The following is a 16,015-nucleotide window of genomic DNA, read 5'->3' as shown; positions in this document are numbered from 1 at the left end:
TAATAGACCGGGACTCCTTGTATATAGGGAGTCCTAGCTATTTAATCAGTACTTCAACGATCTGGAGTAGTTCGCCGTGTCGCCTTCTCCTACATGATCATTTTACTATCGTATCCGTTAGCTTAGTCGACCTGCTTGATAAGCAAAGTTCCGAGTTATCATTCCCTTTGCTTTAAGTAATCCAAACCGTACGTAATAGTCCTGTAAATGTTCGTCACAAATTAAGTCCACCATGTAAATATTAGATAACTCCTCAAGCATTAGCTGAACTAACTTGCCTCCAATACCTTGTTTCTGATAAGAGGGCAATACTTCCAATAGTGGGATATACGCTGATAATACCCCGTCGCTAATTGCAGTTATAAAACCAACGACCCTATTTGTCTGTTTGTCTATGGCAAGTACAAATTTATAGCTGTTCCGTAAAAGTTCATAATGGCTTTGAACGGATGGAGCTTTGGCCAACCTACAAAAAATCCATCTAACATAGATGGGGAAATACCATCAAGCGATGTAGAATATAGCAATTGGTCTCATTCCTCTCAAGTACCCGTTATCTGAGTAATGGAATTAATGGGGGCAAATCTACATTCAAATTGTGAATAAATCTTAGTTCAGCTTAAAAAAACCGGTTACATTCTATCCCATCCAATCGCCAACTCAATTAGTCTGTCGCTTCCTATTGTTATTTCCTTCTGCCCAATTATCTGTCCGCCTTGTAATTTATAAAATTCAACAGAAGGGTTGTCCTTAAGAACCCACAACATCATTGCTGAATAACCACTATCTTTTAATGACCTTACAATTGAAGTAAATAGCATTTTTCCTAACCCTAATCGTTGATAATCCTTTAATAGATAAATTGCATAAAGCTCCCCATCGTGTTTAAATTCATTGTTTCGACTTCGGCCTCCACTTGAAAATCCAACGATATTACCCGGTGTGTCCTCTGCAACGAATATTTTTTGATGTATCTCTAAGTTCTCAAATGTCCATAACCAACTCTTTAATCTCTTTTCAACAGAAAGACTGGATAAATAATATTCGGAAATAATGCCTTGATAAGTGCTTTTCCAGCTGTCGACATGAACTTTTGCGATTTTTTCAGCATCTTCAATGCACGCTTCTCGTATATACATTAGGTCCCTCCTCACAATAAAATTGTGGACTTATACCAATAAACCATCATTTAACAGATGCCTGTTTGTTACGCAAAGAGTACGGTAAAAAAAAGTGCGATGGATCTTCCATTGCTGCGCTATTGTTCCCGTTCGCTCAATACCGTTTGTTAGCATTCAAAATAAGCGATTGCATTTGAATAGTCTACAGTAATTCTAAAAAATTTGAATGCAGATCCACCTAATGCACCATCAATCTGTTGATCCATCCATTGAGACATAAATTGATGAAAATTTTCGTCTGGTCTTTCAGTAAACCACACTGGGCCAACTTTGAAACCCGCTAATATTATTTCCGGAACTTCAATTAATGAGAACTTCCCATCAGCGTTCTTAATAACCTTCCAATCGGGATGAAGTTCTCTCCACTTTTCGAATAAATGCTTCGTTATAAAACTAGTTGCACGAATATCGGGTAGGCCATCACCCAATTCATTCAATGCTTGTGCAGATAGTTTAAGTGTCGCACCCGTATCAAATAAAAAATTTATCGTTTCATTATCAATAACAGCTTGAATCCGGGGAAAATTCAGTTTGCGGGATCCCTTATTATCTTTAATAAATCCAAGAGTTACACAGTGTTCCCCTTTTATCAGGGGGCCAGCCCAATAACGATGATATATAAGGCGCTGATTTAAATAATCAAACGTCCATACACGATCGGCAAACCATGCTTGACCTAGTAAACCGTCGTTGCAGATTTCACTTTCAATCACTGCCAAATTGGGTGATTTTCCGTCAATCAATAACGGAGGAATCCATTCGTTATCATCAAATTCCGGTAAAGCAGTTACATCGTAATATTGCCCGTCTAATTCAATCTTAGAAACAACCAGGTTAGCCCTATTTACACCATCTGGGGTAACAAACATATCCCCACCGGTATCTATAATAAAATTGAGCTTTATACCGTCCTTCGTACGCGGCAGAACAAAAATTCGATCCTGCTTGAATTCAGCGGGTAAGAATATTTGATTTAGGCTCATTTTAGTCGATACCCCCTTATCGTTAAATCCAATATAGAATCAATATTCGATATTAATGTGGAATATCCTGGGATTTACTGCTCAAATCTGCCCGGTAGCGGAGCGAGGCTGCTGATTTATATTATTCAGGCGCCGCCCTGAAAATAGTCCGTCAGTCTTTACAAAAATCTATCATTTTCGCTCCCAGGTTCATGCTAGAATAGGATCGGAATAATAATTTCCATAACAATGCCATGGAGGGATATGATGGGAAAACTGCAAGGCTGGAAACCTGCGCTGTGGAAAACGGCGCTGGCGCTGACGCTTGCCCTGCCGCTGCAAACGGCGGTTACCGGAAGCTTGAACCAAGCTTGGGCGGAAGGGCCGAGCGATCCGGCGCCGTACATCAATGCGCGGGTGGTGAACGAGAACGCCGGCAAAAAGGTGCTGTTCGACAATACGCACGGCCAGACGGCTGGAGCGGCCGATTGGGTCATCGACGGCGGCTTTTCGGATTTTGCGAACGCTCTGGCCGACAATGGTTATTACGTGAAAGAGCTGCGCAAAACGGCGCCGATCACGTACGACGATTTGAAAGATTACGACGTCTTCGTTATCGGCGAGGCTAACGTGCCTTACAAGCAAAGCGAGCAAGCGGCGATGCAGCAGTACATACAAGGCGGCGGCAGCATTTTCTTCATTGCCGACCATTATAACGCCGACCGGAACAAAAACCGTTGGGACGCTTCCGAGGTCATGAACGGGTATCGGCGCGGCGGGTGGGACGATCCGGCGAAAGGGATGAGCGCAGAAGAGCGGGCTTCAGCAGCGATGCAAGGCGTAGCCAGCTCCGACTGGTTGGCAGAGAACTTCGGCGTCCGGTTCCGGTACAATGCGCTCGGGGACATTATAACGGACAAAGTCGTGGCACCGGAGCAGGCGTTCGGCATTACGACGGGCGTATCTACCGTTGCCATGCATGCGGGCTCGACGCTCGCGGTGCTTGACCCGAAGAAAGCGAAAGGGATCGTGTATTTGCCCCAGACCAACGTGGCGTGGGCCAACGCCGTCGACCAAGGCGTCTACGACGGCGGGGGCACAGCCGAAGGCCCCTATGTGGCGGTCTCGAAGCCCGGCGCTGGCAAAGCGGCGTTCATCGGCGATTCGTCGCCGGTCGAGGATGCGACACCGAAATATTTGCGCGAGGACAACGGCCAGAAAAAAAACGACGTACGACGGCTTCAAGGAACAGAACGACGGTACGCTGCTCGTCAATATCGTGAACTGGCTGGCCAAGAAGGAAAGCTACACGAGCCTGGATCAAGTAAACGGTCTGCAGCTTGACCAGCCGACGGCGCTGCTGCCGTTCGAAGCCCCGGCGGCCTCGACCGAACCGCAGCCGGAGCCGTGGGCAGCCCCCGATCCGGGCTACAAATGGTACGATCCGTCGACGTTCAAGCCGGGCTCCTACGGCGGCCCTGCGGCGACGGCGAACGTCTCTTACAGCTTCGTGCATCAAGCGCAGCTGCCGAACGCGCAAGACTTCCAGCTTCGCGTCGTTGCCGATAATTTGCCTGCAGGCGCGACCGTTACCGGATTTGGCCGTAGGCATTTACTTGTCCGGCGGGACGCAAGTGGCAATGGTGCAGAACAGCGATGGCACGTGGCCGGCGTCGTACGGCTACAGCTCGTCGTTCAGCTTGACGGCGGACGGACTCGGCCACGCTTACAAAAATTTGACCGTCCGCATCAAGCCGGGCACGAGCGGCGCCGCCAATTTGCGGCTGAGACAAGGCAGCAACAACGTGAAGACGGAAGCGGTCACGCTGGCGAACGTCCCGGCCGAGCAGCTGCCCCCGGATCAGCCGCCGGTGCCGGCCCGAATCGCGATCGGCGACGCGCGGACGAAAGCGGACAACACGCTCGTTACAGTGGAAGGCGTCGTTACGACGGAGCCGGAGCGTTCGGCGGGCAGGCGTTCTACTTGCAGGACGAGACGGGCGGCATTTACGTCTTCCAAAGCCAGAGCGGCTTTCACCAAGGCGATACGGTTAAGGTAACGGCATCGCTGACGCACTATAACACCGAGCTGGAGCTTGCGAATCCCGTCGCGATCGCGAAGACGGGGACGGCGCCGCTGCCGGCTGTGCAAAAGGCGGCTGCGGTGTCTGACGCGAACCAGGGCCAGCTGATTGAGCTCGACAACGTGAAAATAGCCAATATCGTCAGCGCTGCACCGGCCGGTTCTTTCGAGTTCGATGCCGTTGCCGGATCGGTCACCAATCACGTGCGCGTCGACGGACGCACCGGGCTGACGCTGGACGCGTTCCCGTACCGCGCAGGGCAAGTGGTGAACGTCAGCGGCGTCGCCTCGATTTTCAAAGGAGTGTTTCAGCTTAAACCGAGAGGGCTTGCCGACTTCTATGCCGATACGACGCCTCCCGTCACTGCGGCGCAGCTCTCCGGGGCGGCTAACGAGCAAGGCTGGTACAATCAGGATGTGACGCTGACGCTGACGGCCACGGATTCGGGCACCGGTGTCGCTTCCACTATGTACGCAGTGAACGATGGGGATTGGACGGCTTATACCGGTCCGGTCGCAATCTCGCAAGAAGGTGCGAACGCCATCCGGTTTTATTCGACGGACGTCGCCGGCAACGCGGAAGCGCCGCAAACGGTACAGGTACGACTCGACAAAACGGCGCCGACGGCAGTGCTGACGCAATCCGGGCAGCCGGTGCACGACGTGACGGCGGACGCTGCGGTGCAATTTACCCTTGTCGCGCAAGACGCGCTGTCGGGCGTAGCTTCACAGTCGCTGAAGCTGGACGGCGTCGAGATTGCTTCCGGCCAAACGATGCAGGCCGAAGCTATCGGCTTGGGGACACATACGGTGAGCTTCCTGATCGTGGATGCGGCCGGCAACAAGACGGAGCAGAGCTTCGAGTTCCGTATCGGCACCAGCTTCGCTGCGCTGCACAGCTTTATTGCGCAGTTCGGCGCGAATGGCCAATTCAAAAACCAGGGCATCCAAACTTCGCTCGACGCCAAGCTGTCGCAAGCGGAGTCGCAGTTCCAGATAGGCCATAGCGATCAGTCGCTCAAACATCTGGGCGACCTGAAGAAAGCTGTCGAGAACGGTGCGGCTCACGGCGACATCAGCGCCCAAGCGGCAAATGTGCTGGGGATCAATATGGATTATTTGATTGCGAACGGATTGAAGTAAAACGGGGAGTTTCGGGGAACGGTCAACGCCTTCATTCGGTTGACCGTTCCTTTTGTTTTTGCTTTTGAAGAAACGATTCCCTAACAAAAGCCCCAAAACCGGCGGACAAGGCGACGACGATCATCAAGTTTATTATTTTTACAAATAAATACGGGGTGCCGATAACCGTCAGGCAAGCTAAAACTATCATGATTGGAAAGCTTATGAGCCCCAAGCGTAAATGTATTTGTGGCTTCATGCGCATAACCTCCTAGGGCGGATAAATGCGACGATGTAGTCACGCACTATATCATAAACGACGAAATTCGTATCGTCTATTATGGCATTCGCTGTAACCGCCGGGAGAACAAAAGGGCATTCACCGACTCGTGGGCACATATGCGGATCAGCATGTGCCCCTCACCCCATTCAACCCAATTTTTCCTGTCCATATGCCGACATGATAAACATACAGGCACAGTTGACCGAGAACACATATGCTTAGGTTGAATCCTAAAGGAGAGAGGTGAATTGGACCGATGTCTTGTCCTCAATGTCCTACAGGCCGGGTTGTAGATCCTCCGACAGTCGTTTATCGGGATTTTTACCATCCGCAGCTGGTGCAAATTATTCATCCGATTGAAGTCATTAACCGGCATCACTGCGTCCCAGTTCCGCAGCACATCTATACGTACGTGGAGAGAGACGAGTTTTGCCCGGCTCCCGTCCCGACGCCGGTTGCTTACGTCAGAAGCCGCAAAAAAACAAAACGATGATCTGCTTGCAAAAATGTGCTTCGGGAGCTGCGTGAAAACCGCAGCTCCCGAATTTTATCGAAGCGATGGTCCGCCTCGTTCTTGCCGGTTGGAGCAGCCTACCTTACAAGCACCTAATCGATCCGGACCAGGCTGAGAAGTCGAGTAGGTTAATGCTCGATAGTTTGGGTATGAGTCAGGCCATTACACGAATAAATTAGACCAAGCTCAGCAACATACCGCCAAACATTCCGGAAACGACAACTACCCATGGCGGCGTTTTCCAGAAAACAAGCAGGATAAACAGGATCGATGCCAGCGCAAAATCTGCAGGCGCTATAATGGCTGTCGTCCACAGCGGATTGTATAATGCGGCCAACAAAATTCCAACCACCGCTGCGTTTATCCCAATAAGCGCCCCCTGTATACGGGCGCTATTGCGAAAGGAATTCCAGAATGGCAAAGCCCCGACGACGAGCAAAAAGGCGGGCAAAAAGATGCCAGCCGTGGCAACCAATGCCCCGGAGACACCCTTTGCCATTGCACCCAGGTATGCTGCAAAAGTAAACAGTGGCCCGGGTACAGCTTGGGCCGCGCCGTAACCTGCGAGGAAGTCCTCTTTGCTCACCCAACCCGTAGGCACCACTTCCCGTTCCAATAGCGGCAAAACGACATGACCCCCGCCAAATACGAGAGCACCGGACCTGTAAAAGCTATCGAATAACGATAGCCATCCGGCCGTGAAAACGTGCCGAAGCAAAGGGAGAGCAACTAAAGTCCGAAAAATATAATCAAACAAAGAACCGCGAAAGTACGGCTGATTGGTATGTGAAGATTCGGAGCTTCGGCAACTGCCGTATTCCGGTACAACCATAAACCAATTAATCCTGCAACCGCAATGAGTATCACTTGGCTTAACGCAGATTGCCACAACAGGGTGACGGTAGCTGCGATTATTGCAATGGTAGCCCTTTTTTTATCCGGTGTAAGCTTCTGCCCCATGCTAAGTACGGCCTGAGCCACAATGGCTACTGCGACAATTTTCAAACCATGGACCCAGCCAGCATGGCTAAGATCAAGTCCCTTCAGCAGAAACGCGAATACTGCCAACGCAACCGCCGAAGGAAGCGTGAAGCCGAGCCAAGCGATCAAACCTCCGAGCAGTCCGGCGCGAATAACGCCTATTCCGATGCCGACTTGGCTGCTGGCCGGACCGGGAAGAAACTGGCAAAGCGCTACAAGATCAGCATAACTTTTCTCGTCTAACCATTGGCGTCTGCGTATGTACTCGTTATGAAAATAGCCTAAATGGGCTACCGGCCCTCCGAAAGAAGTAAGTCCGAGTTTTGTGGAGACGATCAGAACTTCCAAAAGTGCTTGCGCTTTTCTTTTTGGTAAACTCTGCGGTTCGGGGTGATGATTTTCCATGAGCAGCATCTCTCCAATTCAATATTATGATATCACTCTTAAACCGCGAAATGTCGATTTTTTCTAAACAACGCTTCTTTATGGACAAACTTTTTATTTGATACAGTGGGGGATAACCGGGCAGTTGTCGAACTAATGAGATAACACTAACGTCCGATAGGGGGATTCGGGTGATCCGTCTCATTCAGGCCGCTTTTTCCAACTTTAAATTCCGCAGCTTGTTTTTTCGCATTTTGTTTTTGCTCGCCCTGCTGGTCACGATGACTACCGTCGTCGTCGGTTATTTCGGCAACCGCTATAGCCAAAATGTCGTCAGAGAGGAAGTCAGGCGGTCCAGCATCCAGATGCTCGAACAAACCCGGCGGCTTATGGACGCGCTGCTGAGCGATGTCGACCAAATTACGGTGCGGCTTGCCCAGAACCGGACGTTTTCCCACGCCTTGTTGTCGGGAGCGGGAGGGCCGAGCGAAGCCGATGTCCAGGAAATCCGCAATTATTTGCTAGACTCGTACACTTCTTCTCCGTACATCGAATCCATCTATGTGTATTACGCCGACAGCGGCCTTGTGCAGTCTGCGCTTGTCGGTCCGGCAAAGACGGAAAGCACCGACGATCCCGAATGGCTCCCGTATTACCGCAGCATGAAACGGACGGAGAGCAAGTGGTTCGTGCGGAAGTATCCCGGCGGCGGCAGCGACAAAAATTTATCGCAAACGCAAGTAACGTTAATTCGGACAACCCCTTGGGGAGGCGCATCGATTAAAGGGGCGATTATCGTCAATATGAATCAGCAGGCGTTGTTTCAAAGCCCTTCGTTCCGATTAATGCGCCCGGGCGAAGAAATATGGATGGTAAGCCCCGACGGGTCGCTGGCGTTCAACAGCAATACCGGCATGGTCGTTCCGGCGGCGGAATTTTCCGTTATCCGGGACAAGCTTGGCAGCGATATTACCGCATTTGCGAACCGTTTCCGCGGCAGCGAATATTCGTTTACGGCCGTAACCTCGCCTTATACGGGATGGAAATATGTCGATCTCATTCCGACGGCATCCTTATACCAGAGCGGCAAAGACATACAGCAATTTATGCTCATTTTAATGGCGTTCAGCATCGTTATTGCGGTCCTGTTCGCATTTGTGATCACCATTCGCATATACAGTCCGATTTACTCGCTTGTTCAATTCGTGAACAACAAACGAGAGGGCGGGAACGGGGGCGCCGCATTCCCCGGCGGCGAAAGAAGCGAGCTCGCCATCTTGTTTTCGGCGTTTAAATCGTTAAAGGAGCAGAGCGCGGCGATGGAATCCCAGCTGAAAGACAACTGGCCTGTGCTGCAGCAAAGTTTTCTCCGCCGGTTGATTCAGGAAAAATCGCGGCAGCATGCGGAGATCATGGCCCAATTCGCCTATTACCGCCTGCCGGTCACCCCGTTCGGCTTTTTTGTATGCGTGCTAAGGATTGACGATTATCCCGCGTATATGAACAAATACGGCCGCTACGATCAAAGTCTGATCCGCTATTTTATAGCCAAAATGTCCGCGGAAATGGCCGGCCCTGCGTACCGCCTTTATCCGCTTCATACGGAGAGCCGGGATGTCATTCTCGTTTGCAACCCCGAGCAGGAGGTGTCGCCGGAACAGTTCCGCGCACAGGCGCCGGAAGCGGCGGAGCGGATCGGGGCGGCGATTCGAACCTATTTGAATTTGACCGTCAGCGCGGGCATCGGCGATTTGAAGCAGCTGGCGGGCAGCGTGAGCGAATCTTACGAGGAGGCGATGGACGCGCTTGAGAGTCGCGCCTTCAAGGGCTACGGCTTGGTCGCTCCGATTTGGCTGAACCGGGATAGAAAGCCGGCGGATCAACAGTTTTTCCGCACGATGGGCGCGCATAAAAGGGAAATTTTGCTGCACATCCGCGAGGACAATCCGGAAGAGCTGGGCGTGGAATTGGCCAAATTGGCCGATACCGCCGAACATGCGGAGGGCATACCGTTCCGCCTCGTCCAGCATGCCTGTTTCCAGCTTGTTGTCGAGGTGTTTCAGCGTTTGGCCGAGCTCGGTTTTGCGCCGAAGTCGGAAACGGAACTCTCGGAGCTGCAGGAAGAAGTGCTGCGGCTGGAAACGGTCGGCGAAACGGTCCGCTATGCGGCAGCCTACATACGGCGCATGAACCGGCGCGTGGTGAGCGAAACGCCGCAGGAATCGGTCCCGGTAGCCAAACAAATACTGGATTACATCGAAGCGAACTTCGATAAGGAAATATCGCTGGGCGGCATCGCCGACAAATTGCAGCTGGACCCGTCTTATGTGAGCCGGCTGTTCCGCCAGGAAGTCAGCGTTACGTTCATGGATTACGTCATATCGCTGCGCTTGGAGAAAGCCAAGAAGCTGCTAATCGAAGGGAAGCTGCCCGTTAAGCAAATCGGAGCCGCCGTAGGGTACGCCAACCAGCGCAGCTTCAACCGCATTTTTAAAAAGTACGAAGGCGTCACCCCCGGCGAATATAGAGACATTCACGGACAAAACAAGCTCAGCAGCGACGAAATTTACTGATGGCGCAAGCCAAGTGAACGATGTCAAAAAAAGACCATCCCGCATATTGGAACAAATATCATGTAAAGCCCGCAAAGTTCGGAAATGGACTCTTTCCCCTTGTGTCCGGTTCTACTATTATCAAGCCGTAGCACGGCGCGTCTGGCGCGTCTGCAGCAGCATCATCAACAAAAGGAGGAGTTTCAATGAGTTGGGGCAAAAGAAAAAAGCCGCTTAAGTCCATAGCCGCTTTTGTGTTGGCATTAGGGCTATTGAGCGGCTGCAGCAGCGCCGGGTCGCCGAATCAAGCGGCAAGTCCCGCAAGCAAGGGCGGGGCCGCGGAGCCCGCCAAGCCGGCGGAGCCTGCCAAAAAAGGCGAGCCTGTCATCTACCATTTGGGGGAAACGGTGAATCCGGAGCAGGTAACCAATTTCAACCCGTTCCTCGCTACCGGCAACTGGTCGACGTTTTTCGACTATGTGTTCGATTCGCTGTACTATTTCAATCCGGTAAAAGGCCAGCTCGTGCCGAGATTGGCGGACGGCGAAGGCAAATGGTCCGATGACAACAAAACGTATACCGTCAAACTGAATTTGAAGGCCAAATGGCATGACGGCAAGCCGTTCACGGCGGATGACGTGCTGTATTCCTTCAATATCCTGAAAAGCAACAAAGCGCTCGACCGGTATCAATTGTGGGGAGAAGGCCGTCTGGCCGATGTCTCCGCTCAGGGCAGCGACGCGATTGCGTTCAAGCTGAGCAAGCAGTTCCCGTCGCTGCCGTACTATTTGACGACGGTCTATATCGTTCCGAAAGCGCAATTCGAAAAAGAAAACGCAGCCGAATTTTTAAATAAAGCGCCGATCGGCACGGGGCCGTTCAAGTTTAGAAGCGTCAATGAAAGCGCTATCGTTTTGGACAAAAACGCCGATTACTTCCTCGGCGCGCCGAATATCGACCAGCTGTTCATCAACCGCTTCAACAACTCCTCCACGCTCACTCTGGCGTTGGAAAAAGGCGACGTTCAAGGCTCGACCGGCACCGTGGCGATGCCGAGCGTGCCGAAGCTGCTGGAAAATCCGGTCAACAAATTGCAAGTATATCCGGGCCTCAACACGTTCTCGGTCATTATAAACAACGAGAAGCCGGCACTGTCCGATATGGCGGTACGCAAGGCGATCCAGCTGGCGCTCGACCGCAAATCGCTTATCGAAAAAGGCGAGTCAAACGGCGTATTTCCCGCCAATCCGGGCTTCCTGTCGTCCGTCTTCGGAGACGCCGTCGAATCCAAGCTGATAGACGATCCGGCCTACGGCTACAACACGAACGAATCGATCAAGCTGCTGGAGGCGGCAGGCTACAAGAAGAATGCCAAGGGCATTTACGAAAAGGGCGGCAAACCGCTGTCGTTCACGTATCACATGGCCGCCAACGCCCCGGCGCAAAATAAAGAAGGGGCGATGATCACGTCCTGGCTCAAGGAAATCGGCATCGAAACGACGGTGAAGCTTGTCACGTGGCCGGAGCTGACGAAGCTTCTCATGTCCGGGGATTACGAGCTGCTGCAGAACGGCATCCAGACGCCGCCCGATCCGCAGGCGATGCTGGAAATTTTCCACAGCAAAATGACGGCGCCGAACGGGACGACCGCCCCCGGCCTCAATTACATGCGTTTCCGCGATGCGGACGTCGACAAATGGCTGGACGAAGCTTCTTCCGCCGACGCAGCGAAACGGAAAGAGCTCTATAAGCAGGTTCAGAACCGGATTGCCGAGAAAGCTCCGCTCGCCGTCATGTATAACGTGGGCGGCCATATACCTTACCGCACGGACAAATTCACCGGCTACAACGAAGATCTCCCGGTGACGTCGGCGCTTTCCTTGAAGCAAGTGAAGAGCAAGTAACCAGGCTGCCCGAGAAAGGCGGAGCGGAGGATGGGAATGTAGGCCTTGGAGCTGCAAGTTTTGCGTAGCAAAACCCGCTTCGTAAGCATCAGCCTTTGAACACGAGTTCAAGGAAGCCGGAGACCCGCATTCCGGAGTCCGCAGCAAAGCCATACTTTCTTGGGCAGCTTCAAGTAACCATCATCGTGCAAGGAGGTGCGATCTTGCGGTACAATTCCGTTTATTTGCTCAAAAGGCTCGGGTTCGCCTTCATCACGCTGTATGTGGCGATAACGCTCAACTTCTTGCTGCCGCGCCTGATGGGCGGCGACCCGGCCAGCGCGCTCGCTTCCGAGAAAGCTTTAGGCTCGCAAGAAGTAGTTAAGGCTCTCAAGGCTCAATTCGGGCTGGATAACCCCAGCCTGCTGTACCAATACGCCAAATACTTGAACCAGCTGCTGCACGGCAATCTTGGGGTATCGTATGCCAACTACCCTTCGCCCGTCGCCGATGTAATGGTAAAAGCTTTGCCGTGGACGTTCGGCACGGTGTTGACCGCCACGCTGCTCAGCTATTTGGTCGGTTGGCTGATCGGCATTCGGGGAGCCTGGAAAGCGGGGTCGCTGTTCGACAACTCCACGTTGTTCACGGCATTTTTCCTTAATTCCGTGCCGTTTTTCTGGATCGCCATCATCTTTATCATGATTTTCTCGTTTTACTTGGAATGGTTCCCCCTCGGGCAAGCGATCGATCCGGGGATCGACAGCTTTTCCGCGCTCGACAAGATCAAATCGGTGCTGTATCACGCCTTTTTGCCGGTGTTCACGTTGATCATTGCCACGCTGGCCGGCCATATTCTCGTGCTCCGCAACAATTTGATGCGGGTGCTGTCCGAAGATTACATGCTGCTGGCGAAGGCCAAAGGGCTGAGCGCCGCCAGAAGGAAATACGCGTACGGCGCCCGCAACGCTTTGCTGCCTTCGTTCACGGGCTTCATGACTTCGCTCGGGCACGTGATCGGGGGAGCGATTACGACCGAGATCGTATTCTCTTATCCGGGTGTCGGTCTCGTCACCTTCAATGCCATTTTGAACCACGATTATCCGCTCATCCAAGGCTCATTTTTATTCATCGCGGTCTCGGTCATTGTTTGCAACTTGATCGCCGACCTTGTCTATCCTCTCATCGATCCGCGGGTGGCGCTGAACTAACCAGGGAGGCTAAGATGAAAACGATCATACGAATAGCGGCGGCATGTTGGTCCGCCTTTCCGGGCAAAAAAGGGAAGCTCGGCTTCGTCATTCTGGTATGGTTTACCGTCATTGCGCTGTTCGGCTCGCTGCTGGCTCCGTATCCGAAAAACTTTATCGGCTTCGAATCGTGGCTGCCGCCCTCGTTCAGCCATTGGCTCGGGACGGACAGCTACGGCCAGGATGTGCTAAGCCAAATGATTTACGGCACGAGAACGTCGTTCTGGGTCGGCATTATCGCCGGTCTGATCACGACGGTCATCGGGGTAACGGTCGGCGTCGTCTCCGGGTTCAAGGGCGGCTGGGTGGAAGAATCGCTCATGCGGGTTGTGGACCTGTTCCTGATCATTCCGACGCTGGCGCTCATGATTATTCTTGCATCGTTCCTCCCTTCCATGGGAATCGTCAGCACGATTCTCATCATCGGCTGCTTAAGCTGGCTGTATATGGCCCGCAGCATCCGCAGCCAAACGATGAGCGAGCGGCAGAGCGGCTATGTGGAGGCGGCGCGGACGATCGGGATGAACGATGCGGAAATTATGTTCCGCGAAATTTTGCCCAATATCGTGCCTGTCATCTTGGCCAATCTCGTGCTGGTCACGACGCAGGCAGTGCTTGCGGAAGCGGGCCTCAGCTTTCTCGGTCTGGGCGATCCGACCAATGTAAGCTGGGGCACGATTTTGGCATTGGCCAACGCCAACAACGCCGTATTGTTTCACGCGTGGTGGTGGATTCTCCCGCCGGGTCTCGCCATCGCTTTCTTTTGCTTCGGGTTTATTTTGATCGGCAACGGCATATTGGAAAAATACCGGGCGAATCGCGGCAACGCAGCTCTTTAACGCCATGACGAAGGAGGAGGCACATTGTCGAAGCTGCTGCAGGTGCAAAACTTAAGTATCGAGTACGCCTCGCCCAGAGGTGTTGTGAAAGCCGTGGACAACGTCAGCTTCTCCATCGGCAAAGGGGAAATATTCGGGCTCGCCGGCGAATCCGGCTGCGGAAAGTCCACTACGGCATTCGGCATATGCCGGTTGCTGCGGCCGCCCGCCCGGCTGGCCGGCGGAAGCGTCGTCCTGGACGGCATCGAGCTGACCGAGCTCCCTGACGAGCAATTTGACAAGCTGCGCTGGTCCAAAATGTCGATCGTCCTGCAAAGCGCCATGAACAATTTGAATCCGGTGCTGAAAATTCGCAGCCAGCTCATGGACGCGATTGTTGCGCACGAGCCGGACGCCGGGAAAGAAGCGGCGAAGCGGGCGGAACAGCTTATGCGGCTTGTCGATCTGCCTGCGGACCGGCTCGACAGCTACCCGCACGAGCTTTCCGGAGGGATGAGGCAGCGGGTCGTCATTGCGATGGCCATGGCGATGAAGCCGAGTCTAGTTATCATGGACGAACCGACGACCGCGCTCGATGTCGTCGTCCAGAACGGAATTATCCGCAAAATATTGGAGCTGCAGGAGCAGTTCGGCTTCTCCATTTTGTTCATCACCCACGATCTGCCGCTCATGCTGGAAATGTGCGACAGGATCGGCATTATGTATGCCGGCCGGCTTGTGGAGATCGCGTCCAGGCAAGAGATGAAGAGCGGGCCGAGACATCCGTACACCCAAGGTTTGCTTCATTCGTTCCCGCCGCTCTACGGTCCGAAGCGGAGACTGGAGGGCATTCCCGGCCATCCGCCCGATCTTATCCGTCCGCCGGGCGGCTGCCGGTTTCATCCCCGCTGCGCTCGCGCGATGACGCAGTGCAGCTCACGGGAGCCCGCCGTTTTGGCGGATGAACGGGGGCAGGTCGCATGCCATCTGTATAACGAGGAGGGACTGTCCGTTGAGCAAGCCTCTGCTGCACGTGAATGAGCTCGGCAAAGTGTTCGGCTCCCGCTCGATGTTTCGCAAGAACGAGTTCCGGGCGGTTCACGACGTCAGCTTCCGTTTGGAACAAGGCGAAGTGCTGGCGATCGTCGGCGAATCGGGAAGCGGCAAAAGCACGATCGCCCGCATGCTGACGAATTTGATTCCCGCTACGTCGGGAGACATTATGTACGGCGGACAGTCTTTGCGCCGCGATAAACGGTTAGGAAGAAAGCTGCCTACGTTCGTTCAAATGATTTTTCAGGATCCGTTCGCCGCTTTAAACCCGCATCATACGATCGGCTATATTGTCGGCAGGCCGCTTCTCGTGCAGCGGCAGTGGAAAGGAGATACGAGGCCCAAGGTGCTGGAGCTGCTGCAAAAAGTAGGGCTTACGCCGGCGGAAGATTTTATCGACAAGTATCCTTATCAATTGTCGGGCGGACAAAAGCAGCGCGTCATGATCGCCAAAGTGCTCGGCCTGGCCCCGAAGGTGATCGTCGCCGACGAGCCTACTTCCATGCTGGACGTATCGATCGGCGTCGACATTATGAATCTGCTGCTCGATTTGAAGAGCCAGGAGCAGCTTGCGCTCATTCTCATTACCCATAATCTTGGCAGCGCCAAATATATGGCGGACCGCATTATGGTGATGTATGCGGGGCAAATGGTGGAATACGGTCCGGCGGAGCAAGTGATCGGCGAGCCGCTGCATCCGTATACGAAGCTGCTCATCTACTCATCGCCGGATCCGTGGCGGGATGCTTCGCTGACGATGGAGATCATCGATCCGCAGGGGATGGAAATTCCGAAGACCGGGTGCGCCTTCCATCATCGGTGTCCGCATGCGGGCGATGCTTGCCGAACGAAGAGCGTAGCCGTGACGAAGCTTGGCGGCGAGCGGCAAGTGCGCTGCCATCTGTATACGTAAGGAGTTAAGCTGGCCGACACACGTCGAAGACTAAGC

The 16,015-nt window shown here is 53.2% G+C and carries 12 protein-coding genes and 2 pseudogenes; 9 read left to right on the top strand and 5 right to left on the bottom strand.

Annotation, left to right across the window (positions count from 1 at the left end; all coding sequences use genetic code 11):
- Positions 1-117: 117 nt before the first annotated feature.
- The 3 genes from SD70_RS07725 to SD70_RS07715 form a co-directional block, all read right to left on the bottom strand.
- The gene (locus SD70_RS07725) at positions 118-465 is read right to left on the bottom strand and encodes a GNAT family N-acetyltransferase (protein WP_331436737.1); all 348 of its coding nucleotides are present in this window, start codon (positions 463-465) and stop codon (positions 118-120) included.
- 167 nt (positions 466-632) lie between these two features.
- Positions 633-1,139 (bottom strand): GNAT family N-acetyltransferase, encoded by a 507-nt coding sequence (locus tag SD70_RS07720; protein ID WP_041047039.1) that lies wholly within the window; start codon positions 1,137-1,139, stop codon positions 633-635.
- 149 nt (positions 1,140-1,288) lie between these two features.
- On the bottom strand, positions 1,289-2,164 hold the full coding sequence (locus SD70_RS07715) for a hypothetical protein (protein ID WP_052487157.1): 876 nt from the start codon (positions 2,162-2,164) through the stop codon (positions 1,289-1,291).
- A 246-nt stretch (positions 2,165-2,410) separates the two neighbouring features.
- Between SD70_RS07715 and SD70_RS34625 the strand changes: the two are divergent.
- Both SD70_RS34625 and SD70_RS40245 read left to right on the top strand, forming a co-directional pair.
- A pseudogene (locus tag SD70_RS34625) lies at positions 2,411-4,913 on the top strand (OmpL47-type beta-barrel domain-containing protein); the annotation flags it as partial.
- An 87-nt stretch (positions 4,914-5,000) separates the two neighbouring features.
- Positions 5,001-5,369, top strand: a complete 369-nt coding sequence (locus SD70_RS40245) for an FIMAH domain-containing protein (protein ID WP_394297945.1) — start codon at positions 5,001-5,003, stop codon at positions 5,367-5,369.
- Positions 5,370-5,400: 31 nt separating this feature from the next.
- Here SD70_RS40245 and SD70_RS07705 read toward each other — a convergent pair whose 3' ends face one another.
- On the bottom strand, positions 5,401-5,607 hold the full coding sequence (locus SD70_RS07705) for a hypothetical protein (RefSeq protein ID WP_041047038.1): 207 nt from the start codon (positions 5,605-5,607) through the stop codon (positions 5,401-5,403).
- A 280-nt stretch (positions 5,608-5,887) separates the two neighbouring features.
- On the opposite strand from SD70_RS07705, the gene SD70_RS34620 reads away from it, so the two are divergent.
- Positions 5,888-6,124, top strand: coding sequence for a hypothetical protein (locus tag SD70_RS34620; protein ID WP_082053202.1), 237 nt, complete (start codon positions 5,888-5,890; stop codon positions 6,122-6,124).
- A 196-nt stretch (positions 6,125-6,320) separates the two neighbouring features.
- On the opposite strand, the pseudogene SD70_RS07700 reads toward SD70_RS34620, so the two are convergent.
- Positions 6,321-7,531: pseudogene (locus tag SD70_RS07700) on the bottom strand (chromate transporter).
- Between the two features lie 170 nt (positions 7,532-7,701).
- Between SD70_RS07700 and SD70_RS07695 the strand changes: the two are divergent.
- From SD70_RS07695 to SD70_RS07670, 6 genes are all read left to right on the top strand, one after another.
- On the top strand, positions 7,702-10,083 hold the full coding sequence (locus SD70_RS07695; protein ID WP_041047037.1) for an AraC family transcriptional regulator: 2,382 nt from the start codon (positions 7,702-7,704) through the stop codon (positions 10,081-10,083).
- Between the two features lie 185 nt (positions 10,084-10,268).
- On the top strand, positions 10,269-11,966 hold the full coding sequence (locus SD70_RS07690; RefSeq protein WP_041047036.1) for an ABC transporter substrate-binding protein: 1,698 nt from the start codon (positions 10,269-10,271) through the stop codon (positions 11,964-11,966).
- 203 nt (positions 11,967-12,169) lie between these two features.
- On the top strand, positions 12,170-13,156 hold the full coding sequence (locus tag SD70_RS07685) for an ABC transporter permease (RefSeq protein WP_041047035.1): 987 nt from the start codon (positions 12,170-12,172) through the stop codon (positions 13,154-13,156).
- Positions 13,157-13,170: 14 nt separating this feature from the next.
- Positions 13,171-14,034 carry an ABC transporter permease gene (locus SD70_RS07680; RefSeq protein WP_052487153.1) on the top strand — a complete coding sequence of 288 codons (864 nt, stop codon included), beginning with the start codon at positions 13,171-13,173 and terminating at the stop codon, positions 14,032-14,034.
- Between the two features lie 24 nt (positions 14,035-14,058).
- Positions 14,059-15,054: an ABC transporter ATP-binding protein gene (locus tag SD70_RS07675; RefSeq protein WP_041047034.1), complete on the top strand. Its 996-nt coding sequence runs from the start codon at positions 14,059-14,061 to the stop codon at positions 15,052-15,054.
- Entirely contained in the window at positions 15,026-15,979 is a 954-nt protein-coding gene (locus SD70_RS07670; RefSeq protein ID WP_041047033.1) for an ABC transporter ATP-binding protein, read from the top strand. The genes SD70_RS07675 and SD70_RS07670 overlap by 29 nt, the downstream gene beginning before the upstream one ends.
- Positions 15,980-16,015 lie beyond the last annotated feature (36 nt).

The organism is Gordoniibacillus kamchatkensis (assembly GCF_000829455.1).
Taxonomy (GTDB): domain Bacteria; phylum Bacillota; class Bacilli; order Paenibacillales; family NBRC-103111; genus Gordoniibacillus; species Gordoniibacillus kamchatkensis.
This window is presented reverse-complemented; position numbering and strand designations above follow the sequence as displayed.

Coding starts and splice junctions, on each gene's coding strand:
- SD70_RS07720 (WP_041047039.1), bottom strand. CDS start 1,139: ATGTATATACGAGAAGCGTGCATTGAAGATGCTGAAAAAATCGCAAAA.
- SD70_RS07715 (WP_052487157.1), bottom strand. CDS start 2,164: ATGAGCCTAAATCAAATATTCTTACCCGCTGAATTCAAGCAGGATCGA.
- SD70_RS40245 (WP_394297945.1), top strand. CDS start 5,001: ATGCAGGCCGAAGCTATCGGCTTGGGGACACATACGGTGAGCTTCCTG.
- SD70_RS07705 (WP_041047038.1), bottom strand. CDS start 5,607: ATGAAGCCACAAATACATTTACGCTTGGGGCTCATAAGCTTTCCAATC.
- SD70_RS34620 (WP_082053202.1), top strand. CDS start 5,888: ATGTCTTGTCCTCAATGTCCTACAGGCCGGGTTGTAGATCCTCCGACA.
- SD70_RS07690 (WP_041047036.1), top strand. CDS start 10,269: ATGAGTTGGGGCAAAAGAAAAAAGCCGCTTAAGTCCATAGCCGCTTTT.
- SD70_RS07680 (WP_052487153.1), top strand. CDS start 13,171: ATGAAAACGATCATACGAATAGCGGCGGCATGTTGGTCCGCCTTTCCG.